Annotated in this window: 25 protein-coding genes; 18 read left to right on the top strand and 7 right to left on the bottom strand. The window is 66.5% G+C overall.

Features of this window, described 5'->3' with window-relative positions; genetic code table 11:
• Positions 1 to 5: 5 nt before the first annotated feature.
• The gene (locus ACO05N_RS08895) at positions 6 to 722 is read right to left on the bottom strand and encodes an alpha/beta fold hydrolase (RefSeq protein ID WP_422056753.1); all 717 of its coding nucleotides are present in this window, start codon (positions 720 to 722) and stop codon (positions 6 to 8) included.
• Between the two features lie 77 nt (positions 723 to 799).
• Between ACO05N_RS08895 and phhA the strand changes: the two genes are divergently transcribed.
• A complete protein-coding gene (gene phhA / locus ACO05N_RS08890) occupies positions 800 to 1,669 on the top strand; it encodes a phenylalanine 4-monooxygenase (RefSeq protein ID WP_422056752.1) in 870 nt (289 codons plus the stop codon).
• Entirely contained in the window at positions 1,662 to 2,225 is a 564-nt protein-coding gene (locus tag ACO05N_RS08885) for a DUF6882 domain-containing protein (RefSeq protein WP_422056751.1), read from the top strand. The genes phhA and ACO05N_RS08885 overlap by 8 nt, the downstream gene beginning before the upstream one ends.
• Positions 2,226 to 2,230: 5 nt before the next feature.
• Here the strand turns inward: ACO05N_RS08885 and ACO05N_RS08880 are convergent, their stop codons facing one another.
• From ACO05N_RS08880 to ACO05N_RS08865, 4 genes are all read right to left on the bottom strand, one after another.
• A complete protein-coding gene (locus tag ACO05N_RS08880; RefSeq protein WP_422056750.1) occupies positions 2,231 to 3,208 on the bottom strand; it encodes a 50S ribosomal protein L11 methyltransferase in 978 nt (325 codons plus the stop codon).
• A complete protein-coding gene (locus tag ACO05N_RS08875) occupies positions 3,205 to 3,906 on the bottom strand; it encodes an SDR family NAD(P)-dependent oxidoreductase (RefSeq protein ID WP_422056749.1) in 702 nt (233 codons plus the stop codon). Before ACO05N_RS08875 ends, ACO05N_RS08880 begins: the two co-directional genes overlap by 4 nt.
• A 160-nt stretch (positions 3,907 to 4,066) precedes the next feature.
• Complete coding sequence (locus tag ACO05N_RS08870) at positions 4,067 to 5,431, bottom strand: methyl-accepting chemotaxis protein (protein ID WP_422056748.1); 1,365 nt, start codon at positions 5,429 to 5,431, stop codon at positions 4,067 to 4,069.
• A 12-nt stretch (positions 5,432 to 5,443) separates the two neighbouring features.
• Entirely contained in the window at positions 5,444 to 6,787 is a 1,344-nt protein-coding gene (locus ACO05N_RS08865; protein ID WP_422056747.1) for a methyl-accepting chemotaxis protein, read from the bottom strand.
• Between the two features lie 210 nt (positions 6,788 to 6,997).
• Here ACO05N_RS08865 and sdhC point away from each other — a divergent pair, with 210 nt between their 5' ends.
• The 10 genes from sdhC to zapE all read left to right on the top strand — a co-directional run bounded on the left by sdhC (position 6,998) and on the right by zapE (position 16,430).
• Positions 6,998 to 7,462, top strand: a complete 465-nt coding sequence (gene sdhC, locus ACO05N_RS08860; RefSeq protein ID WP_422056746.1) for a succinate dehydrogenase, cytochrome b556 subunit — start codon at positions 6,998 to 7,000, stop codon at positions 7,460 to 7,462.
• On the top strand, positions 7,462 to 7,860 hold the full coding sequence (gene sdhD, locus ACO05N_RS08855) for a succinate dehydrogenase, hydrophobic membrane anchor protein (RefSeq protein ID WP_422056745.1): 399 nt from the start codon (positions 7,462 to 7,464) through the stop codon (positions 7,858 to 7,860). The genes sdhC and sdhD overlap by 1 nt, the downstream gene beginning before the upstream one ends.
• Positions 7,860 to 9,662: a succinate dehydrogenase flavoprotein subunit gene (gene sdhA, locus ACO05N_RS08850; RefSeq protein ID WP_422056744.1), complete on the top strand. Its 1,803-nt coding sequence runs from the start codon at positions 7,860 to 7,862 to the stop codon at positions 9,660 to 9,662. The genes sdhD and sdhA overlap by 1 nt, the downstream gene beginning before the upstream one ends.
• A gap of 50 nt (positions 9,663 to 9,712) precedes the next feature.
• Positions 9,713 to 10,585 carry a hypothetical protein gene (locus tag ACO05N_RS08845; protein ID WP_422056743.1) on the top strand — a complete coding sequence of 291 codons (873 nt, stop codon included), beginning with the start codon at positions 9,713 to 9,715 and terminating at the stop codon, positions 10,583 to 10,585.
• Positions 10,582 to 11,592, top strand: a complete 1,011-nt coding sequence (locus ACO05N_RS08840) for a C13 family peptidase (protein ID WP_422056742.1) — start codon at positions 10,582 to 10,584, stop codon at positions 11,590 to 11,592. Before ACO05N_RS08845 ends, ACO05N_RS08840 begins: the two co-directional genes overlap by 4 nt.
• Before the next feature lie 168 nt (positions 11,593 to 11,760).
• Positions 11,761 to 12,387 (top strand): ATP-dependent Clp protease proteolytic subunit, encoded by a 627-nt coding sequence (locus tag ACO05N_RS08835; protein ID WP_422058724.1) that lies wholly within the window; start codon positions 11,761 to 11,763, stop codon positions 12,385 to 12,387.
• An 84-nt stretch (positions 12,388 to 12,471) separates the two neighbouring features.
• Positions 12,472 to 13,857 (top strand): cell envelope integrity protein CreD, encoded by a 1,386-nt coding sequence (gene creD, locus ACO05N_RS08830; RefSeq protein ID WP_422056741.1) that lies wholly within the window; start codon positions 12,472 to 12,474, stop codon positions 13,855 to 13,857.
• A 203-nt stretch (positions 13,858 to 14,060) separates the two neighbouring features.
• On the top strand, positions 14,061 to 14,843 hold the full coding sequence (locus ACO05N_RS08825; protein ID WP_294018319.1) for a succinate dehydrogenase iron-sulfur subunit: 783 nt from the start codon (positions 14,061 to 14,063) through the stop codon (positions 14,841 to 14,843).
• Between the two features lie 22 nt (positions 14,844 to 14,865).
• Positions 14,866 to 15,321: a PaaI family thioesterase gene (locus tag ACO05N_RS08820; protein ID WP_422056740.1), complete on the top strand. Its 456-nt coding sequence runs from the start codon at positions 14,866 to 14,868 to the stop codon at positions 15,319 to 15,321.
• Positions 15,318 to 16,430 carry a cell division protein ZapE gene (zapE, locus tag ACO05N_RS08815; RefSeq protein ID WP_422056739.1) on the top strand — a complete coding sequence of 371 codons (1,113 nt, stop codon included), beginning with the start codon at positions 15,318 to 15,320 and terminating at the stop codon, positions 16,428 to 16,430. Before ACO05N_RS08820 ends, zapE begins: the two co-directional genes overlap by 4 nt.
• Here the strand turns inward: zapE and ACO05N_RS08810 are convergent, their stop codons facing one another.
• Complete coding sequence (locus ACO05N_RS08810) at positions 16,431 to 16,976, bottom strand: winged helix-turn-helix transcriptional regulator (protein ID WP_422056738.1); 546 nt, start codon at positions 16,974 to 16,976, stop codon at positions 16,431 to 16,433.
• Between the two features lie 58 nt (positions 16,977 to 17,034).
• Between ACO05N_RS08810 and ACO05N_RS08805 the strand changes: the two genes are divergently transcribed.
• Both ACO05N_RS08805 and ACO05N_RS08800 read left to right on the top strand, forming a co-directional pair.
• Positions 17,035 to 17,451 (top strand): VOC family protein, encoded by a 417-nt coding sequence (locus tag ACO05N_RS08805; protein WP_422056737.1) that lies wholly within the window; start codon positions 17,035 to 17,037, stop codon positions 17,449 to 17,451.
• Between the two features lie 43 nt (positions 17,452 to 17,494).
• A complete protein-coding gene (locus ACO05N_RS08800) occupies positions 17,495 to 18,925 on the top strand; it encodes a transglutaminase-like domain-containing protein (RefSeq protein ID WP_422056736.1) in 1,431 nt (476 codons plus the stop codon).
• On the opposite strand, the gene ACO05N_RS08795 is transcribed toward ACO05N_RS08800, so the two are convergent.
• Positions 18,903 to 19,340, bottom strand: coding sequence for a hypothetical protein (locus ACO05N_RS08795; RefSeq protein ID WP_422056735.1), 438 nt, complete (start codon positions 19,338 to 19,340; stop codon positions 18,903 to 18,905). The two genes, ACO05N_RS08800 and ACO05N_RS08795, sit on opposite strands and share 23 nt — an antisense overlap.
• Before the next feature lie 140 nt (positions 19,341 to 19,480).
• Between ACO05N_RS08795 and ACO05N_RS08790 the strand changes: the two genes are divergently transcribed.
• The 4 genes from ACO05N_RS08790 to arsB are packed head-to-tail and all read left to right on the top strand — an operon-like array spanning position 19,481 to position 21,789.
• On the top strand, positions 19,481 to 19,819 hold the full coding sequence (locus tag ACO05N_RS08790; protein ID WP_422056734.1) for an ArsR/SmtB family transcription factor: 339 nt from the start codon (positions 19,481 to 19,483) through the stop codon (positions 19,817 to 19,819).
• On the top strand, positions 19,816 to 20,286 hold the full coding sequence (locus ACO05N_RS08785) for an ArsI/CadI family heavy metal resistance metalloenzyme (protein WP_422056733.1): 471 nt from the start codon (positions 19,816 to 19,818) through the stop codon (positions 20,284 to 20,286). Before ACO05N_RS08790 ends, ACO05N_RS08785 begins: the two co-directional genes overlap by 4 nt.
• 11 nt (positions 20,287 to 20,297) lie before the next feature.
• Positions 20,298 to 20,729: an arsenate reductase (glutaredoxin) gene (arsC, locus tag ACO05N_RS08780; RefSeq protein ID WP_422056732.1), complete on the top strand. Its 432-nt coding sequence runs from the start codon at positions 20,298 to 20,300 to the stop codon at positions 20,727 to 20,729.
• A gap of 10 nt (positions 20,730 to 20,739) precedes the next feature.
• Complete coding sequence (arsB, locus tag ACO05N_RS08775) at positions 20,740 to 21,789, top strand: ACR3 family arsenite efflux transporter (protein ID WP_422056731.1); 1,050 nt, start codon at positions 20,740 to 20,742, stop codon at positions 21,787 to 21,789.
• Positions 21,790 to 21,817 lie beyond the last annotated feature (28 nt).

The raw sequence follows: 21,817 nt of genomic DNA, 5'->3' as shown, positions 1-21,817 counted from the left end.
GGTCGCTAGGCGCTCCGCCCCAGTGTCTGCGCGATGGCGCGCAGCACTTGCGGTTTCATCTGCACCCACAAATGGCTTGAATCGACCTCGATCGACCGCGCGGTCTCACAGTCCGGTTCGTGACAGATCGCGCCGTTGACCAGCCCGTCGCTGGCGCTCCAGATCGCGGTCGCCGGGACCGGCAGCGGCGTCGCCGCCTCCTCCAGCATCGCGCGCACGGCGGGATCGTCGGCGCGCTGACCACTCGCCAGTTCGAACACGCGCCAGACATTGGTCGCGGTGGGCAGCCCGGCAAAGGGCGAGCTGACCGTAATCACTTCGCGCACCAACTCGGGCCGGCGATGCGCAGCGATGCGCGCCATGATGCCACCCAGCGACACGCCGACCAACGTCACCTTCTCCCCGGTCTCGTCATGCACCTGAGCGATCCGGTCGAACAGGCGCTCGCCCTCCGCCCCGATTGCGCGCGCACCGAAATTGCGACCCAGCGCCCAGGGGTAAGCGCGATAGCCAAGCGCATCGAGGTAGCGGCGCATGACGATGTTGCTCAGGTCGCTGTTGACCAGCCCGGGCAGCGTCATGACGGGCCGCCCGTCGCCGCGCGGCTCCGCCAGCAACTCCTTCCACGCGAACGGCAGCGACCCCAGCGACAGCGCGGCACGCGGCCATTCGGCGAGCAGGGCCGATGCGGGGGGCGCCTTGGCTTCGACATTCACGGGCATCGCTGTCTCCTCGCGGCGACAAGTCTCCGGAAAACCCCTCGGTTCCGCACGTCGCGTCTCCATGCTATGCTGCGGGCATGATGAGTGAAACCCATGTTTTGGAGCGTCCCCCGGAAGGCGCGGGCGCCGACTGGACAATCCCGCAGAATTGGAACGCCTTTACGGCCGAAGAACATGCCGTGTGGGACACGCTGTATGAGCGCCAGATCAAGCTGTTGCCCGGTCGCGCGTCCAAGGCATTTCTGCGCGGGCTCGACCTGCTCAAGCTGTCCGAAAGCGGCATTCCGAATTTCGAAGATCTGTCCGAGCGACTGATGAAGGCGACGGGGTGGCAGGTGGTCGCGGTCCCCGGCCTTGTCCCCGACGACGTGTTCTTCGACCATATGGCCAATCGCCGCTTCGTCGCGGGCAATTTCATCCGCCGCGCCGACCAGCTGGATTATCTGCAGGAGCCCGACGTCTTCCACGACGTGTTCGGCCATGTCCCGCTGCTCGCCGACCCGGTGTTCGCCGATTATATGGAGGCCTATGGCCGCGGCGGTCTGCGCGCGCTGGAGCATGGCGCGCTCAAGCAGCTCTCGCGACTCTACTGGTACACGGTCGAATTCGGGCTGATCGAGGAGGATGACGCTCTGCGCATCTATGGCGCGGGGATCGTGTCCAGCCATGGCGAGAGCCGCTACGCGCTCGACAGTGACAGCCCCAACCGGATCGGCTTCGACCTGAAGCGCGTGATGCGGACCGAGTATCGCATCGACGATTTCCAGCAGAATTACTTCGTCATCCCCAGCTTCGACGAGCTGCTGCGGGTGACGGTGGAGACGGACTTCGCCCCGCTCTACGAAGAGATCCTGGCCCAGCCCGACATCGCCATCGCCGCGATCGAACCGGGCGACCGCGTGATCACGCTGGGGACGCAGGACTATGCGCGGGGGCGGGATGGCTGATCTAAGCCGTCGGATGATGCTGGCGGCGGCGGGTGCGCTGATGCTGTCGCGCCCGTCATTCGCTCGCGCGGAAGGGCGAAGCTATCCCAAGAAGATGAGCGACGCAGAGATCGATGCCGTCTTCGAAACCGCCACCAAGGGACTTCAGGCCCAGACCGACGCCCATGTTGGCTTGTGGCAAGCCGACAAGGCGTCCTGGTCGGTCGATCTGGACGCCGGGCAGATCGAGTTCCGCAACCCCAAGGGTTGGGTCATCACCGCGCCGGTGCAGTTCATCGGTACGTTCCTGACCACGGACAGCACATTCCTATGGGGTTGGGATCACCCCTCCGCCCCCGATTCCCTTCGCGAACATGCCAAGCTGGTGCGCACGTTCGGCGAGGCTCAGGGGCTGGAAGCGCTGACGACACGCAAGATCGAAACGACCGAGGCGGACTGCTGGCGGTTCACGGCGCTGGCAGCCCATCTCGCCGGTGCGAACGGCGCGTATCGCGGCCCGGTGGGCAAGGCGCTCGCCTTCCTCACCTATGGCGAGGTGAACATTCGCAAGTCCTGACGCCGTCACCAGCTCCCGAACCCAGGTGCCAGCCCCTGCCCGTCCGGGCCCGGTCGCGTGGTGCGACCCCAGCCATAGCGCGTGCGTTTGCGCAGCCGCAGGGTCGGCCAGTCGCCCATCGGGGTCTTGCCCGCCAGCCGCAGGCCGTGGCGGCGATAGGCACCTGCGACCCGCTCCGCCTGCGTCTCCAGCAAGCCGGCCAGGATCAGCGTTCCGCCCTCGGCCAGCACCGCGCTGATGCTCGGCGCGAGTTCGATCAGCGGGCCGGCCAGCACGTTGGCGATGACGAGGTCATAGGGCGCGCGGCCGGTAAGCAGCGGATGCTCAAGCCCCGCCGCTGCGGCGAGCGCGAGCTGGCCCTGCATCACGCCGAGCGGCACGCCGTTGATCGCGGCATTTTCCGCCGTCACCTCGACCGACACCGGATCGATGTCCGACGCGGTGGCATAGGCGCGCGGCCACAAATGCATCGCGGCAAAGGCGAGCAGCCCGGTGCCGGTGCCGATGTCGATCAGATTATCGACGCGCTCGCCGCGCGCGCGCATCGCGTCGAGCGTGCGCAGGCAGCCGGCGGTGGTCTCATGCGTGCCCGTGCCGAAGGCGCGGCTCGCCTCGATCTGGAACGTCTTGGCGCCCTCAGGCACCTCGCCCCGGTTGGTCGACGTATGAACATAGAAGCGCCCGGCATGGACCGGCGCGATTCCCTGCTGGCTCAGCGTCACCCAATCCTCATCGGGCAGCTGTTCGACCATTTCCTTGGCCTTCTTCGCGCTCGGTACCAATGTTCGGACCGCCGCGATGTCGGCCTTGCCCGGCTTCGCCTCGAAATAGGCCTCGAGCTGCCAGGCGAGCGGATCGTCGGGAATGGTCTCGCTGGTCAGCAGCACCGGCGCGGGGTCGATGCCGAGCAGCTCCGCTCCCTCGAAATCGATCGCCTCCGCCTCGTCGCGCGTGCAGGGCAGGGTCAGTTTCCAGCTGGTCATCGCACGTAGCTCGCACCGTTCACGTCGAGCACCGCGCCGGTCATCGATGCGGGTGCCTCGAGCGCGCAGAAGCGGGCCATGGTCGCGACCTCTTCGGGCATGGCAACGCGGCCGAGCGGGATGTCGGCGAGCAATTTGTCGCCGCCACGGCTGGCCAGATAATCCTCGGCCATGCCGGTCATGGTGAAGCCGGGGCAGATGGCGAAGGCGAGGATGCCCTCCTTGGCATAGCCGCGCGCGATGCTCTTGGTCATGCCGATCATCCCCGCCTTGGACGCGGCATAGTGCCAGTGCGCCGGCGAATCGCCGCGATAGGCCGCGCGGCTGGCGATGTTGACCAGGCGACCGCCTGCGCCACGCTGCTGCCAATGCCTGACCGCAAAGCGGCTGAGCTGGGCCGAGGCGGTCAGATTGACCTGCATCGTTCGCTCCCACGCGGCGAGCCAGGCATCATCGTCGAGGTCGATCGGCGCCGCCTCGAAGATCCCGGCATTGTTGACCAGCACGTCGATCCGCCCGTCGAGCTGGTCGAGCGCGGCCTGCCACAAGGCGGCGGGTGCGGCGGGGTCGGTGAAGTCGGCGGGAATGCCGCTCGCCGTCCCCTGCCCAACCGCGCGCACGTCGCGGCCGTCGAAGCTGGAGAGGATCGCGGCGCCGATACCGCGGCTGGCACCGGTAACCAGGATATGGGTTGTCATGGCGCCCCGGTTAGTCGGAACTTGGCGGTCCGTCACCCCCTCGACTCTCCCCTTCGGCTTGCAGGAGGGGTCGGGGAGAGGGCCTTTCACAACAAGCTGTTGTCCGTGTGGACAGGCCCTCCCCTAGCCACTCCCGCAAGCGGGAGGGGAATGAAGAAGGTCAGGCCGCCACGCTCGCCGAAAAGCTGGTCGCCGCATCGCTGAGCTGGCCCAGTCGCGCGTCGATTTCGCCGAATGCATGCTCCAGCGAGTCGATCTCGCCAGCCACGGCGTGGCTGTCCTCACGGATCGCGCCGATCGTATCGGACATCGAATCCGCCGCCAGCGCGGTTTCGTCCACCGCCGCCGTGATCGCGGTCACCGTCTGCGCCTGCATCGCCATCGCGTCGCGGATGCGGTCGGCGCTCGCCTGAACCTCGCTCACCGTGGCGCGGATGGTGGTGCTGGTCGCGACCGTTTGGTCGGTTGCCGACTGGATCGCGGCGATCTTGGCCGCGATGTCGTCGGTCGCGCGCGCGGTCTGGCTGGCGAGGCTCTTTACTTCCTGTGCCACCACCGCGAAACCGCGTCCCGCATCGCCCGCGCGCGCCGCCTCGATCGTCGCGTTCAGCGCCAGCAAATTGGTTTGCCCGGCAATCTCGCGGATCAGGCCCAGGATCGATTCGATCGACTGCGCATGCCCGGCCAGCGTCGCGCTCATCAGCACCGCCTCGCTCGCATGCGCGCTGGCGCGCTGCGCGACGTCGCTCGCGCCCTCGACCTGCTTGCGCACGTCCTCGATCGCGCGGATGAGGCCGGCGGCGGTCGATGCCGCCTCGCGCATCGCCAGCGCCGATTGCTCGGCGGCGGCGGCGACCTCATTGGTCTTGCCCTGCATGCCGCGTGCCGCATTGGCCGCGCCGCGCGCCTGATCGCGCACGCGCGCGCCGAGCGAGCCGGTCATTTCAATCGTACCCGCAATGTCGGCGCGGAAGCGATCCGACTGGTTCTGCCGCGCGCTGCGGGCGAGTTCCGCGTCGCGCACGCCGAGGCGCGAGGCCATGAAGTCCGCCTCCAGCATCGACATGCGTGTCGCAACATCGCTCAACTGGCGGAAGGTCGCGACATCGTCGGGCAGGCGGTCGCTCAACACCTCGAAGGTGCGAGCATGGGCAAATGCGAAAGCTGACAGCAAGGCTCGCAGCGGAATGCGCGCGCGATGGGTATCGTCGGCGTGTTTCGCCGCCATTTCGACCCATTCGCGATCGAAGGGCTGTGCATATTTGACGCGGGTGTAGCGCGTGCTGACCGCGATCTGCTTCTCCAGCCGTTCGCCAACGAAATAGCCGCGAACATGCTCGGTGCCTGGAAGCGTCAGATAATGCGTCCAGAAGGCGCGCGCGATCGTATCGAAATCGTCGCCGATCAGTTCAGCGATGCGCGCGCATCCGCTGGCGATCGCGCCGTCCCAGTCATAGTCGCGAATTCGCTCGGCAATCGGGCGGTCGTCGCCGCTCCATTGCCCGAGCTCCTTGGCTCCGGCCATTGATCCCCTCCATCATGCAGCGACTTTTGCGACGAATTCGCCCGCGCTGTTCTTGAGTGTGCCGAGTTCGGCGTCGAGTGCGGCAAAACCGGCCCCGACCCGCTCGATATCGCTGGCGACGCTTTCGGTTTCCTCGCGGATTGCCCCGATCGTCGCGGACATCGAATCCGCCGCCAGCGCGGTTTCGTCGACCGCTGCGGTGATCGCGGTCACCGTCTGCGCCTGCACTTCCATCGCCCCGCGAATGCGGTCGGCGCTGGCCTGGACTTCCTGAACCGTGTTGCGGATCGAAGCGTTGGTTTCGACCGTGCCGCGCGTCGCCGACTGGATCGCGGCGATCTTGCCGGCGATATCGTCGGTTGCACGGGCGGTCTGGTTGGCGAGGCTCTTCACCTCCTGCGCGACGACCGCAAAACCGCGGCCGGCATCCCCCGCCCGGGCAGCCTCGATCGTGGCATTAAGGGCCAGCAGGTTGGTCTGGCCGGCAATGTCGCGGATCAGGCCCAGGATCGATTCAATCGACTTGGCGTGGTCGGACAACATCTCGCTCATCGCCACCGCTTCACCGGCCTGCGCCGATGCGCGCGTCGCGACATCGGCCGCGACCTCGACCTCGGTCCGCGCATCCTCGATCGCGCGGATGAGGCCGGCCGCAGTATGCGCCGCCTCGCGCATTGCCAGCGCGGATTGCTCGGCGGCGGCAGCGACCTCGCTCGCCTTGCCCAGCATGCCGCGTGCGGCCGACGAGGTATGGTTCGCCTGCGCGCGCAGCGATTCGCCCTCGCTCGACGCCCGCTCGACCGTGGTGCCGATCGAGTCGCGGAACTGGCCCGCAAGCCGGTCGCGCGCCACCTGGGCACTATATTCGCGGTAGAGATTGTAGAGTTCGACCGTGATGTCGCTTTCCAGCGCGGACAGACGCATCAGCGTGTCGATCAGCGTGGACAGGCGCGCATCGCCCGGTTCCACGCGATGCACCAGCACGTCGAGCGCCGCGCGATCGCTGGCGTTGATCATCGACAGCAGCGCCGTCGGAGCGACATCGGCACCATAGGCAGCGGCTACCGACCGCTCGATCGATTCGATCCAGGCGCGGCCCCGCGTGTCGAGGAAGCGGTTGCGCAGGAAGACGATGCCAACGTCGATCATCTTCTGCGTATCGTCGGGCGCCCAGTCGCGCTCATCGGCAAAGCAGCGCAGCCATTGCTGCCAATAGGCCTCCGAGACCGAGCGGATGTCGGCTTCGAGCAATTCCCACACATCGCGACTCAGCCGATCCAACGATCCGTCGAAATCGAAGATCCGCAGTCGTTCTGCAATGTCGATCCGCGCGCTCATCGCTCCGCTTGCGGGCATGTCGGTATTCGCTCGCGCTCCAGCCACGGAAACAATCCCCCAATGTCCCGGACGCACTTCGCTCCGGACCTTACTCATATCGCTACAAGCAAAGTGGTTAAGGGTGAGTTAGGGACAGATGATTTGCGACCGGAAGCCCATTCGGGCTGTAGCTTCTTGCATCGGCGGCGGCGGCGGCTATTTGGAGGCGCAAATCATAGGGGACACGCCGTGGCCAAGGCCCGCAATATCAACCGCCCGCTCTCTCCGCACCTGCAGGTGTGGAAATGGGGTCCGCACATGCTCGTTTCGATCCTGCACCGCGTGACGGGCAGCGGCATGGCGACGGTCGGGGTCGGCGTGTTCCTGTGGTGGCTGTGTGCGCTGGCATCGGGGCCGGAGAGCTATGCCAAGTTCCTCGACTGCCTGACGGTCGAAAGCGGCGCGCCGAACGCCATCGGCTACATTCTGGGCGTCGGGCTGACGCTCAGCTTTTTTCAGCACATGATGACCGGCATCCGCCACTTCTTCCTGGATGCCGGCGCCGGTTATGAGCTGAAAACGAACAAGAGCTTCGCGGTGTTGACCATGGTCGTATCGGTCGCGCTGACCGCCGCGCTGTGGGGCTGGATCGTCTATGGCGAACTGGCCAAGGCACCAAAGACCGAAACCCCGATCGCGGTGGAGAAGAAGTAATGGGCACCGGAACCAGCATCGGTCGCGTGCGCGGCCTCGGATCGGCGCATGAAGGCACGCATCACTGGCTGCACCAACGCATCACCGCGGGGTCGAACCTGCTGCTGATGCTCTGGCTGATCGTCAGCCTGATCCGCCTGCCCGACATGGGCTATGAAACGGTGCAGGCGTGGCTGTCGGCACCGATTGCCGCCGTGCCGATGATCCTGCTGGTCGTCAGCGTCTTCTATCACTTCCGTCTCGGCCTGCAGGTGGTGATCGAAGATTATCAGCATGATGAAACGCGCATCGTGCTGCTGACGCTGCTCAACTATTTCACTCTTGCCGCCGGGACGTTCGCGATCTTCTCGATCCTCAAGATCGCCTTCACCACCGTTGCCACCGGAGCACCCGCCTGATGTCCGCCGCCTACAAGATCATCGACCATAGCTATGACGCCGTCGTCGTCGGCGCGGGCGGTTCGGGCCTGCGCGCGACCATGGGCTGCGCCGAGGCGGGCCTCAAGACCGCGTGCATCACCAAGGTGTTTCCGACCCGGTCGCACACCGTCGCGGCACAGGGCGGCATCGCCGCCTCGCTCGGCAACAATTCGCCCGATCACTGGACCTGGCACATGTTCGATACCGTCAAGGGATCGGACTGGCTGGGCGACCAGGACGCGATCGAATATATGGTGCGCGAAGCACCGGCGGCGGTGATCGAGCTGGAACATGCCGGCGTGCCGTTCAGCCGCAACGACGACGGGACGATCTACCAGCGCCCGTTCGGCGGCCATATGCAGAATATGGGCGAAGGCCCCCCGGTGCAGCGCACCTGCGCTGCGGCCGACCGCACTGGCCACGCGATGCTGCACGCGTTGTACCAGCAGTCGCTGAAATATGACGCGGACTTCTTCATCGAATATTTCGCGCTCGACCTGATCATGGAAAATGGTGCGTGCCGTGGCGTGATCGCTATGTGCATGGAGGATGGCAGCATCCACCGCTTCCGGTCGCACGCCGTGGTCCTGGCCACCGGCGGTGGCGGGCGCGTGTACCAGTCGGCGACCAGCGCGCACACCTGCACCGGCGACGGCAACGGCATGGCCCTGCGCGCGGGCATCGCGCTGCAGGACATGGAGTTCGTCCAGTTCCACCCCACCGGTATCTATGGCGCGGGCGTGCTGATCACCGAGGGTGCGCGCGGCGAGGGCGGCTACCTGACCAATTCCGAGGGCGAGCGCTTCATGGAGCGCTACGCCCCCTCGGCCAAGGACCTTGCCAGCCGCGACGTCGTCGCGCGTTCGATGGCGATGGAAATCCGCGAAGGTCGCGGCGTCGGCAAGGAGAAGGATCATATCTTCCTTCACCTCGACCATGTGCCGGCCGATGTCCTCGCCCAGCGGCTGCCGGGCATTACCGAGACGGGCAAGATCTTTGCCGGCGTCGACCTGACCAAGAAGCCGCTGCCGGTGGTCCCGACCGTCCACTACAATATGGGTGGCGTGCCGACCAACTATCATGGCGAAGTGGTGCAGCTGCGCGACGGCAACCCCGACGCGGTCGTCCCCGGCCTGTTTGCGGTCGGCGAAGCGGCGTGCGTGTCGGTGCACGGTGCCAACCGCCTGGGTTCGAACAGCCTGATCGATCTGGTCGTGTTCGGCCGGGCGACCGGCCTGCGGCTCAAGGAGCTGCTCAAGCCCAACACGCCGCACAACCCGCTCCCCAAGGGGTCGGAGGAGCTGTCGCTGACGCGCCTCGACCATTTCCGCAATGCCAAGGGCGGCACCCCGACCGCGAAGATCCGCGCCGAGATGCAGCGCACGATGCAGCGCCACGCCGCGGTGTTCCGCGACACCGCGCTGCTGGCCGAAGGCGTCACCAAGATGGACGCGATCTATCAGAGCATGAACGATGTCGGCGTCACCGACCGTTCGCTGATCTGGAACACGGACCTGATCGAGACGCTGGAGCTGGACAATCTGATCAGCCAGGCCGTCGTCACCATCCGCAGCGCCGACAACCGCAAGGAATCGCGCGGCGCCCACATGCACGAGGACTTCCCGGATCGCGACGACGCGACCTGGATGAAGCACACCGTGGCGAGCTTCGAAGGCTGGGGCGGCAAAGGCGGCGGTGTGGCGATCGATTATCGCCCGGTCCACGACTACACGCTCACCGACGAGGTCGAGTATATCAAGCCGAAGAAGCGGGTATATTGATGCACTAGCGCGGTCATGCAATCCTGCGTCCGGATATCGCAGGGGGCTGCATGGCGCCGATCGCTTTGGTCAAGAAGTGCTATAGATTTCTGACGCACCGGCGCGAATCGGGTGCGATCGTCGCAGTTGTGCTGGTTTCGGTCTTCGCGTTCCTGGTCGCGAAGCTGTGGGACGCGGGGACCGACCTGCTGGTCGAGAATATGGGCCTTGGCAAGCTGGTCGTCTATGCGATCCTTGCCGCCCTCGTGCTGGTGTTTCTGCTCGGCTATATCGCGTTTTATGCGCGCGAGATCGGGCGGTACGGCCTGTCGATGCCGCCACCGGCTCACGGCGAGGAGCTGGTAATCCTGCCGATCGACAGCCTGGCGCTGCTCCGCGACATTCAAGAGCGGATCGTTCCCGCCATTTTTCAAGGTGCGACGCCGCCGAATGACGAAGTCTATCGGATGTTTGAGCGCAACCAGCGCCGATCGATCGGACTGTACAGCAAGGATCAGGCGCAGATGGTGGGCTTTGCATCCTGCTGGCCGATCACGCGCGAGGCCGCGGAGGCCATCAAGGCGGGCACGTTGATCGAGGAAGATCTGACCGCTGAACAGCTTTTGCCCACCGCCCAGAATCGTGAGGCGGAATATGTCATCGTCCCTGGCGTTGCGGTGATGGAGGCCGACACCAGACGGGGGGCGCGGCGCGGCATGGCCCTGATGTACGGCCTGCGCCGATTTATCATCGAAGAATATCTGCACCATCCGGACAGATCGGTCGAACTCATCGCCACCGCCGCGCGCGGCAAGGGCGAAGAATGGTGCAAGCGGATCGGCATGACGCTCCATCGGGTGGTCGATCATGGCGACGGTCAGCCCCTGCCGCTCTATGTTAAGCGCGTCACGCTGGCGGACTTGTTGCGACTGGACGGATTGTGAGCCCGGTACCGGGCAACCGCGCCGTTCTGCTCCGCGCTGCGCTTGGGGCGGCATCTTGCGTTATCGTCGCCGCGTCTGCTCAGCAACAGCCCTATACTCCGCCCAAGCACACCGCGCCCCCGCCGCCCGCCCTGACGCGCTCGACGCCGGAGGAGGTGGTGCAACAGGCCGATGGTGGCACCCAGATCGAGCGGGATCGGCCCGCCAGCTACGCCCTCGCCGAGCATCGCCGCCTGAGCCGCGCGCTTGGCGCCGTGCTCCCCCAGCGCAAGGGGGTGGTCGATGCCTATGTCCTGTCGATCGCGCTCGACAGCGACCCCGTCTTCGGGCGCGAGGCGCGGGAGGCGGGCAAGGTGCTCGCGCGGCGCTACGACGCGGTCGGGCGCACGATCACGCTCGGCGGCAGCGACGGCAAGGCGCCCTCACCGCTCCCGATGGGATCGCCCGCAAATTTCGAAGCGGCGCTCGCCCGCATTGCGGAGGTGATGGACGAGCAGGAGGATGTGCTGATCCTCTATGCCACCAGCCACGGCGCGCCGTTCGGGGTCGTCTATAACGACGGCAATGAGGGTTTCGGCGCGATGTCGCCCCGGCGCCTTGCCGCGCTGCTGCGCGCGCACGGGATCGAGCGTCGCCTGCTGATCATCAGCGCCTGCTATTCGGGCGTGTTCGTTCCGTCCCTGTCCGGGCCGCACAGCGCCGTGATCAGCGCTGCGGCGTCCGACCGCTCGTCGTTCGGCTGCGCGGCGGAGAATGACTGGACCTTTTTCGGCGACGCGCTGGTCAATCGTGCGCTGCGCAAGCCCCAGCCGCTGGACGCGGCGGTGACCGCCGCCCTGGCCGAGATCGCCGCATGGGAGTCGCGAGGCGAGCTCAAGCCCTCGCTGCCGCAGCAGAGCATCGGGGTCGAGGTACGGGCATGGCTGAAGCCGCTGGAGGCGCGGATGCCCAAGGTCGCAACCCAGCCCGTGGGCCGGCCGTCGGTCGACAGCCTGCAGGGTCCGTGACGCTGATCCTTTTGCCCGCTGGCGGGTTGAGGCCGCGTGGAAACGCTCATCCCCCTTGCCTTCCTGGCGCTGATCGCAGCCGGTGTTGCGCTGGTCGTGATCGGCGTGCGCGATGCGTTGCGGCGGCGGCCTCTGGAACCTAGTCCCCGGCCGATGGTTGCGCGGGCGATGACCCAGACATTCGACATCCCCGCCCCAGCCCCCGACGCGCCCCCCGCGCCGGCTGCGCCCGCCCCCTACAGCACGCGCTATCCGCTGCTTGCGACGCCGCACATCTGCCTGTCCGGTCCGGTCGACCATGCGATGTACCAGAGTTTTCGCGACCAGCTCGCCAATGCGCCGACCGAAGGCACGCTGGTCATCGCGATTTCGACGCTCGGCGGCGATCCGGAAGTCGCGCGGCTGATGGGCGACGAAGTCCGGCTGCTGCGCGAGTTCACCGGGCGCGAGATCCTGTTCCTGGGCAAGGTCGCGGTCTATTCGGCGGGCGCGACGTTCATGGCGCATTTCCCGGTCGACAAGCGCTTCCTGACCCAAGGCACGCGGCTGATGATCCACGAGCGCAAGCTCACCGCCGACATCCACCTCGAAGGTCCGCTCAAGACGCTGGTTCCGATCCTGCAGGCCAAGCTGCACGAGATCGAGGAATCGATCCGCATCGAGGAGGAGGGGTTCCGCGACATCGTGGCCGGATCGAAGCTGGCGTTCGAGGATCTGTGCAGGAAAGCGCCGTCGAACCTGTATCTGGAAGCAGAGGAAGCGCGTGACCTGGGCCTCGTCCTCGACGTGATCTGACGCCCTCAGAAAAGCCTCACCCATCGCTCATGGCGGCCGGGCTGCGGCGCGTTAGGTCGGCGACTTCACTGACAGGAGTCGCTCATGGACCTATCCGCACCCAACCGCTCGCCGGGAATGAAACTGCTGCTTGCGCTGCTCGTCGGCGCGGTCCTGACCATTCCGCTCTTCGCAGTCTATCTGCTCGTCTACGACCGGCAGAACCAGTCGGAGACCGCACGCAGCAGCATCGCCGAGGGATGGGGCGGCCCGCAGACCCTGGCCGGACCGCTGCTCGTCATCCCCTATTCCCTGCCCGTGACGGAGACGGTGCAGGAAAATGGCAAGTCGGTGACCCGCACCAGCGTGCAGCGCCGACAGCTGTTTATCGCCCCGGCAACGCTCGACATGGATACGCGGATCAAGCCCGACCGGCGCACGCGATCGATCTACGAGTCGGTGGTCTACGATGCCGACATTTCGGGCAGCGCGTCCTTCCGCCTGCCACCCGACGCCGCGCGCATCGTCGATCTCGCCAGCCTCGAATATGACAAGGCCGAACTGCGCTTCGGCGTCGCCGATCCGCGCGGGCTGAAGCCAGCGAACCGCATCACCATCGATGGCCAGTCCGCCCCCGCGCAGCCGGGCAACGGCGTCGCGGCCACCGGCGGATCGGGTTTCTTCGCCAATGTCGACGCGTCCGCCCTGCGCGAGCGGACGGTCACCGCCAAATTTGCCTATGCCCTGCGCGGCCATTCGGTTGTCGCGCTTGCCCCGCGTGCCGGCGCGACCCGCTGGACCGTCACCTCGCCGTGGCAGCATCCGAGCTACACCGGCGGTTTCCTGCCCGAACAGCACAGCAATACGGCCAGCGGGTTCAGCGCGACCTATCGCATCTCGAACCTCGCGCTCGGCACGACATTGGTGACCACGAGCGACTCGTCCGCCGACTCCCGCGAGCCGCAAGTGGCCTATGACACGCGCGCCGCCCTCCCCGCCCCATCGGCCACAGCGCAGGTCGGACTGATCCAGCCGGTCGATCTCTACGCGCAGGTCAATCGCAGCGTGAAATACGGCTTCCTGTTCATCGGCTTCACCTTCATGGCGTTCCTGCTGTTCGATGTCGTCGCAGGCGTGCGCGTGTCGGCGGTGGAGTATCTGCTGGTCGGCGCGGGGCTGGTGTTGTTCTTCGTCCTGCTGCTCGCCTTTGCCGAGGTGATCGGTTTTGCCCCCGCCTATCTGGTCGCGGCGGGCGGCGTGATCGCGCTGCTGACCGCCTACAGCGCCGCGGTGCTGGGCAGCGGCCGCCGTGCCGGGTTCATCGCCGGCCTGCTCGTGGCGCTCTATGGCGTGCTCTACATCCTGCTCAGCCTCGAAGCCTATTCGCTGCTGATCGGATCGCTGCTGCTGTTCGCAGCGCTGGCGGCGGTGATGTATCTCACCCGCAATCTCGACTGGAGCGGCCGCACCGCCGACCCGTCGGCAGCCTGACCGGCCGGCACCATGTGTGGGAGGGAGATTTCCCTCTCCCACATGGGTGCCGCGCGCGCACAATCTTGCCTGCGCTCCAATTGAGTTCAGACACGGGTCACCTTATGTTTGCAGCGCGGGCAGCGGTTATGTATCTGGCCTGCAATCTGGGCGGGAGCGACTGCGTCGTCGCCCCGTTTGCGGTGTAGTTTAAGAGGTTCCCGATGGCCGATTTCGTCCTGCCGAAGAACAGCAAGATCACGAAGGGCAAGGCGCATCCGGCGCCGGCGGGAGCATCGCGGAAAAAAACCTTCACCATCTATCGCTATGACCCGGATTCGGGGAAGAATCCGCGCTACGACAGCTTCACCATCGACCTCGACGAGTGCGGGCCGATGGTCCTGGACGCGCTGATCAAGATCAAGTCCGAGATCGACCCCTCGCTTACCTTCCGCCGTTCGTGCCGCGAAGGGATTTGCGGATCGTGCTCGATGAACATGGACGGCAAGAACGGCCTCGCCTGCACCACCGCGATCGAGGATATCAAGGGCGACATCAAGATCACCCCGCTGCCCGCGATGGACGTGATCAAGGACCTGGTCCCCGACTTCACGCATTTCTACGCGCAGTACGCATCGATCAAGCCGTGGGTGCAGACCGTCACCCCGCCGCCGTCGGGCAAGGAGCGACTGCAGTCGCCGGAAGACCGCGCCAAGCTCGACGGCCTCTATGAATGCATTCTGTGCGCCTGCTGCTCGACCAGCTGCCCCAGCTATTGGTGGAACAGCGACCGGTTCCTGGGGCCGGCGATCCTGCTTCAGGCGTATCGCTGGCTGGCCGACAGCCGCGACGAGGCGACCGGTGAGCGGCTCGACGAGCTGGAGGATCCGTTCCGCCTCTATCGCTGCCACACGATCATGAATTGCGCTAATGTCTGCCCCAAGGGCCTGAGCCCCGCCAAGGCGATTGCCGAGATCAAGAAGATGGAAGCCGAGCGGGTCGTCTGATCCGCGTCGGCACCCCCCTGACTTGTCGCAGGCCGACACGCATTTCGTCTATGTGGACGATCCCGACCATCCGGGATGGAAGCGCTGGGAGCTGCGCGATCCGACGCGGTTCAACGCCTTTCTCGGCCCGATCCTGACGCGGGTCGAGGGTGGCAAGGCGCTGGTGCGGATGGTGCCGGGGCGCGAACATTCGAACCTGCGCGATTCGACCCATGGCGGCGCGCTGCTCGGCTTCATGGACGTCGCGCTGTTCGCCGCCGCGCGCAGCTTTGGCGTGCTGTCGGCAGGCGGCGCAGTGACGCTCGACCTGTCGGCGCAGTTCATCGGTACCAGCCGCATCGGCGAACCGATCGTGGCCGAGGTCGAGCTGCTGCGCGAAACCGGGCGGATGCTGTTCATGCGCGGACTGGTGCGGCAGGAGGACAATGTCCTCGCCAGCTTCTCCGGCACGGTCCGCAAATCCTCGCCGGTGTCATGACCGGCGTGCTCGAACGCTATCAGGCGCTGGTCGCCGCCGGCGAACTGCGCGCCGACCCGGATCAGGCCGCCGCCGCGCGCCGCCTTGCCCATCTCGCCCACGAACTTGAACAGGGACCGCGCAAGGGCAGCGTCTTGTGGCGCCTCGCCCGGCGCGCGCCGGAGGCTCCCCGTGGCCTGTACATGTGGGGCGGCGTCGGGCGCGGCAAATCGATGCTGATGGACCTGTTCTTCGGCTGTGTCCGCATCGAGCGCAAGCGCCGCGTCCATTTCCACGAGTTCATGATCGAGGTGCACGCGCGCATCGCCGAGGAACGCAAGAAGGAGGCGGGCGACCCGATTCCGCCGGTCGCCAAGGCGCTCGCCGAAAACCTCCGCCTGCTCGCATTCGACGAGATGGTGATCAACAACACCGCCGACGCGATGATCCTCTCGCGCCTGTTCACCGCGATGATGGCCGAGGGTCTGACGGTGGTGGCGACATCGAACCGCCCGCCCGACGACCTGTACAAGGACGGGTTGCAGCGCGACAGCTTCCTGCCCTTCATCGCGCTGCTCAGGGACAAACTCGACGTCCTGCCCTTGAACGGCCCGACCGATTATCGCCGCGACCGGCTCGGCACGATGGATACGTGGCTGGTGCCGAACAGCCCCGCCAACACCGCTACCCTATCCGCCGCCTTCTTCCGCCTGACCGATTACCCGGTCGAGGATCGCGCACATGTGCCGAGCGAGGACCTGTCGGTACAGGGTCGCACGCTGCACGTGCCCAAGGCGCTGAAGGGCGTTGCGGTCTTCTCGTTCAAGCGACTGTGCGAAGAGGCACGCGGCGCGTCCGACTATCTTGCCATCGCGCGCCGCTATCACACCGTCATCATCGTCGGCATCCCGCGGCTAGGCCCGGAAAACCGCAACGAAGCCGCACGCTTCGTCACGCTGATCGACGCGTTGTACGAGCATAAGGTCAAGCTGCTGGCAATGGCCGACGCCGCCCCGATCGACCTCTACGCCGAGGGCGACGGCAAGTTCGAGTTCGAGCGGACGGTGAGCCGCCTGATGGAGATGCAGTCGGAGGAGTATCTGGCGCAGGGGCATGGCACGGCGGGCTGATCACCCCGCCACTGCCTCCGCCAGTTCCGTCCCCCGCCCGGTAAGGCCATAGAGCGCCACCGGCGGAAACCGGTCCTCCAGCCGCCGCGTCACCAGATCCTGCCCGATCATCGCTTGCAGCGTCAGCGACAGTGCGCGCGGCGTGACCGGTGCCAGCCGCGACTGGAGCGCGTTGAAGCGGGTCCAGTCATCGCCCAGCGCGCCCGCCACCGGCAGCGTCCAGCGCGACAGCTCGGGTGCCTCCAGCCCCAGCCGCACGCGCGCATCCTCGATCCGCTCGCACGCCGCGCCGATCGCGCGGCCGCTGTCGGTCAGCACATATTCGGGGCGCAGCGGGTGGCCATGGCCGGGATTGGGCATGACCCAGCCCTGTTCGCGCAGAGTGGCCAGCGTCCGCGTCAGGCTGTTGCGTGACAGCGCAAAGCGCCGCTCAATCACCGCGAAGCGCGATCCCTGTTCGCGGCTGAGCAGCGCCAGCACGGGGATCGTCCACCGCCCCGCTGCCAGCCGCTGCAGCACCGCACTTGTCAGAACCGGATCATCCACGCGCTTGACCAAATCACAATCTACTATACAAATGGAACCATAGAGTCGGGAGGACGATATGGCAAGCGAAGCAACTGTTGAGGCAACCACCACCGCGATCAGCTACGACGGCGGACTGACCTGTGCGCTCAGCGTCACCAGCCTCGACCGGTCGATTCCCTGGTACGAGAATGTGCTCGGCATGACGCTGATGTACCGGATGGACGAGATCGCATGGTGCGAGTTGACCTCGTCGGTCGCGCGCGTCAGCGTCGGCCTGTCTCAGGTCGAAAGCGCGGGCGGCCCCGGCGGCGCGACGCTGACCTTCGGCGTCACCGATCTCGACGCGGCCAAGGCGGCGCTGGATGCTGCGGGGGTGCGGCAGGACGGCCCGATCAACGAGATTCCGGGCATGGTGCGCCTGCTCACCTTCTACGACCCCGACGGCAATGCGTTGATGTTCTACCAGGATCTGTCGGGCGGCGGGGAAGGTTGAGCGGCCCCTAGCGCCACGCGCGCGGGGGGCTTAGCATCACCGGATGCTGCGCCGCCTGCCGCTTCTCATCCTCGCCATCGCAGCACTGCCCGGCGCGCGTCAGGCGGATCCTGCTCCGCAGGGCTGGTATGTCATCGCCGACGATGCCGGCGCGGTGCTGGGCCATGCCAGCACCGCCAGCCGCGCGCTGCCCGAGGGTCGCGAGACGGTCGAACTGCGCGAACTCCGGCTGGCCGATGGCGAGCGACCGAGCACCACGCTGACCGATACGACCACGACCAGCTTCGACCGATCGGGCCGCCCGCTACTGATTGTGACCGAGTCGCGCGACGGCCGCACCATCAGCCGCACCGAAACCCGGATCGCAGGGGCCAGCGCGACCATCACGCGCCAGAGCGAGAGCGGTCGCCACGTCACCCGCGTCGCGCTGCCCACCGGCACACGTTTCGACAATGGCGAGGGGCTGATGCGCGGCTGGACCGGGGACGCCCCGCTCGCCTTTCTCAACCTCAATTCCGCCGCCGGGCTGGTCGAGCGCGTGACGATCGAACGCGCGCCGACCCAGCGCCCCGGCACGCTGACGGTGCTGCGCAAACGCTATGAGGGCACGGAGCTGCGCGGCATCGTGCGGCTCGATCTCGACGCATCGGGGCGCATCGTCGCGGCGATCCAGCCGATGTTCGGTGTAGCGGTCACCACCCGCCCCGCCGACCGCGACACTGCGCTGCGCCCGCACCCGCCCTATCGCCTGTTGCGCAACGTCATTGCCAAGTCGCCGGTGCGGATCGGCCCGGCCGCCGCGCAGGGCCATATCCGCTACCGTTTCGGCTTTATCGACGGCATCGCCTTTGCCCCGCCAGCGACCGGCGAACAGCGCGTGACCCTTGATGCGACCGGCGTGACGCTCGATATCTGCACAAGCTGCGGCCTCGGCCTGCCCGGCGATCCGGCGACCCTTGCCGATGCGCGCCGCGCCACCGCCTGGCTGCAACACGACCATCCCCGCGTCATTGCGCTCGCCCGCCCGGTGATCCGCCGCCAGCTGTCGAAAGCGCGCACGATGGAGGAGCTGGCGGTCCGCGCCCGCACGGCCATGCACAAAATCGACTTCACCGGCCATCGCAGCGCCGCCGATGCGCTGGCATCGGGGGCGGGAGATTGCACCGAGGATGCAGTGGTGCTCGCGGCACTCGGGCGCGCGGCGGGCATTCCGACCCGCGTCGCCAGCGGCCTCGTCTATTCGCGCGAACGCTATCACGGGGTCAGCAACGTGTTCATGCCGCACAGCTGGACGCTCGCTTATGTCGACGGCGCCTGGCGCAGCTTCGACATGTCACTCGATGGGTTCGACGCCACGCATATCGCGCTGACCATCGGCGATGGCGATGCGCGCTCGATCGCCGCGGCGGGTCAGTTCGCCAGCCTGCTCGACTGGCAATCGCTGGCAGAGGTCAGGACGCGGGCTTCACCGTAACCGGCTGCGGCGCGTCGTCATAGACGACCGGGAGTTCGGGCAGAGTCGCATCGGCCGGATCGTCGACCATCGCCACCGCCTTGGGATCCTTGATCCCACCGACGATGATCATGTCATAATCCTCGTCCGGGGTCGCGACCTCAATCGGCGTCGGGGCCACATCCTGCGCCGCCGCCGGCAGCCCGACCACCGCCGCCGCCAGCGCAGCAGCCGCCAGCGCCGGCCGCACGGGCAGCGTATAGCGCACGCACACCTCGGTCTCGCACCCCTTCAGGAACGCCACGCGCTCGCCGTCGCTCCAGCCGGACAGGTCGAACACCTCGCGCTTGCACATGCGACAGAAATCGCCGCCCATGATCGCGGCCAGGTCGGCCTTGTAGGGACAGGGGCTGTCGATCTTCGGGAACTTGGCCATGGCATGCTCTCCGGTCGTTTGCGCAAGCGTAGCCCGATTTTCGCGGAGAGTCAGGCGCGATTTCCAGTGACACTTCGATGCTTCCACGATCATCGAAATATAGCTTGCGGCTAGCCGATCAACTCGATATTTCCACGATCATGGAAATAAAGAACGACAGCACCGCCGTAACCGCCCTGTCCGCACTGGCACAGGAACATCGCCTCGCGCTGTTCCGCCTGCTGGTTCAGGCCGGACCGGACGGCCTACCCGCCGGGGCGATCGCCGAAGAACTGGGCGTCCCCGCCTCGTCGCTTTCCTTCCATCTCGCCCATCTCAACCGCGCCGGGCTGGTCAGCCAGACGCGGCAAGGGCGATCGTTGATCTACGCCGCCGACTATGCCGCGATGAACGGGCTGCTCGGCTACCTCATGGAGAATTGCTGCGGCGGCGCGGGGTGCGCGACCGCAGCGGAACCGTCCGAAAGGAAGACCGCATGAAGCGTATGCATGTCCATGTCGGCGTCACCGATCTCAATCGCTCGATCGCCTTCTATTCCACCCTGTTCGGGGCGGCACCCAGCGTGACCAAGCCCGATTATGCCAAGTGGATGCTGGAGGACCCGCGCGTCAACTTCGCGATCTCGGCGGGCAACCACGCTGCGACCGGCATCGAACATCTCGGCATTCAGGTCGAGGATGGCGACGAACTGGTCGAAGTCTATGGCCGCCTCAAGGCCGCCGACCGTCCAGTGCTGGAGGAAGGCGCGACCACCTGTTGCTACGCCAAGAGCGAAAAGAGCTGGATCGCCGATCCCGATGGCGTGGTGTGGGAAGCGTTCCTGACCGAGGGCGAAGCGACGGTGTACGGCGACTCCCCTGCCCTGTCGGCGCTGTCGGACAATGCGCGCGCCGATGCCTGTTGCGCGCCGCAGATCGCGTTGGTTCCGAAATCCGCCTGCTGCTGAGGGATCGCGCAATGGCACCGGTCGACATCGTCATCTACCACAACCCCGATTGCGGCACGTCGCGCAATGCGCTGGCGATGATCCGCAATGCCGGGATCGAGCCGCATGTGGTGGAGTATCTGAAGACCCCGCCCAGCCGCGCGCTGCTGGTCGATCTGCTCGCCCGCGCACGCGCGACGCCACGCGACTGGCTGCGCGAGAAGGGAACGCCCTATGCTGAACTCGGCCTCGACGACGCGACGCTGTCCGACGATGCGCTGCTCGACGCGATGCTGGCGCATCCGGTGCTGATCAACCGCCCGGTGCTCGTCTCCCCGCTCGGCGTTGCCCTGTGCCGTCCGTCCGAAGCGGTGCTCGACCTGCTCCCCACCGCCCAGCGCGGCGCCTTCATCAAGGAGGAAGGCGAACGCGTCGTCGACGCCACCGGCAACCGACTTTCCTGACAGGACCATCATGACCGACAAATCCTCCCCGCTCGGCCTGTTCGAGCGCTGGCTTTCGCTCTGGGTCGCGCTGGCGATCCTCGCCGGCCTCGCGCTCGGCCTGATCGCGCCCGGCGTCACCATGGCGCTGGCGGGGCTGGAAGTCGCCTCGGTCAATCTGGTCGTCGCGGTGCTGGTATGGGCGATGATCTATCCGATGATGGTCGGGGTTGATTTCGCCAGCATCCGCGATGTCGGGCGCAAGCCCAAGGGGCTGGTGATCACGCTGGTCGTCAACTGGCTGATCAAGCCCTTCACCATGGCCGCGCTCGCCATCCTGTTCTTCGATTTTATCTATGCCGACCTGATCCCGCGCGACCTGGGTCAGCAATATATCGCCGGACTGATCCTGCTCGGTGCCGCGCCCTGCACCGCGATGGTATTCGTCTGGGCACAGATGACCAGGGGGGACCCGGCCTATACGCTGGTGCAGGTGTCAGTGAACGACCTTGTCATGATTATCGCCTTTGCCCCGATCGTCGCGCTGCTGCTCGGCGTCACCGATATCGTCGTGCCGTGGCAGACGCTGCTGCTGTCGGTCGCGCTGTATGTCGTGATCCCGCTGGTGGCCGGGGCCATCACCCGAAGCCGGGTGGTCGCTGCGCATGGCGGAGATGCCGGCGCAGTCGACGCCTTCACCGCGCATCTGAAGCCATGGTCGATCATCGGCCTGCTCGCCACCGTGGCGCTGCTGTTCGCGTTTCAGGCGGAAACGATCGTCGCCAACCCGCTGCTGATCGCGCTGATCGCGGTGCCGATCCTGATCCAGTCCTATGCCATCTTCGCTATCGCCTATGCCGCGGCCAAGGCGTGGCGCGTCCCGCACAATATCGCCGCCCCGTGCGCGCTGATCGGTACGTCGAACTTCTTCGAGCTGGCGGTGGCGGTCGCGATCGGCCTGTTCGGCCTGTCGAGCGGCGCGGCGCTCGCCACCGTCGTCGGCGTGCTGGTCGAGGTGCCGGTGATGCTCAGCCTGGTCGCCTTTGCCAACCGTACGCGCGGCAGCTTTCCTGCCGCCTGACCAGAGGCACAGGGTAGTATCGCGGGCG

It is taken from the genome of Sphingomonas sp. (genome assembly GCF_965227385.1).
Classification (GTDB): domain Bacteria; phylum Pseudomonadota; class Alphaproteobacteria; order Sphingomonadales; family Sphingomonadaceae; genus Sphingomonas.
This window is presented reverse-complemented; position numbering and strand designations above follow the sequence as displayed.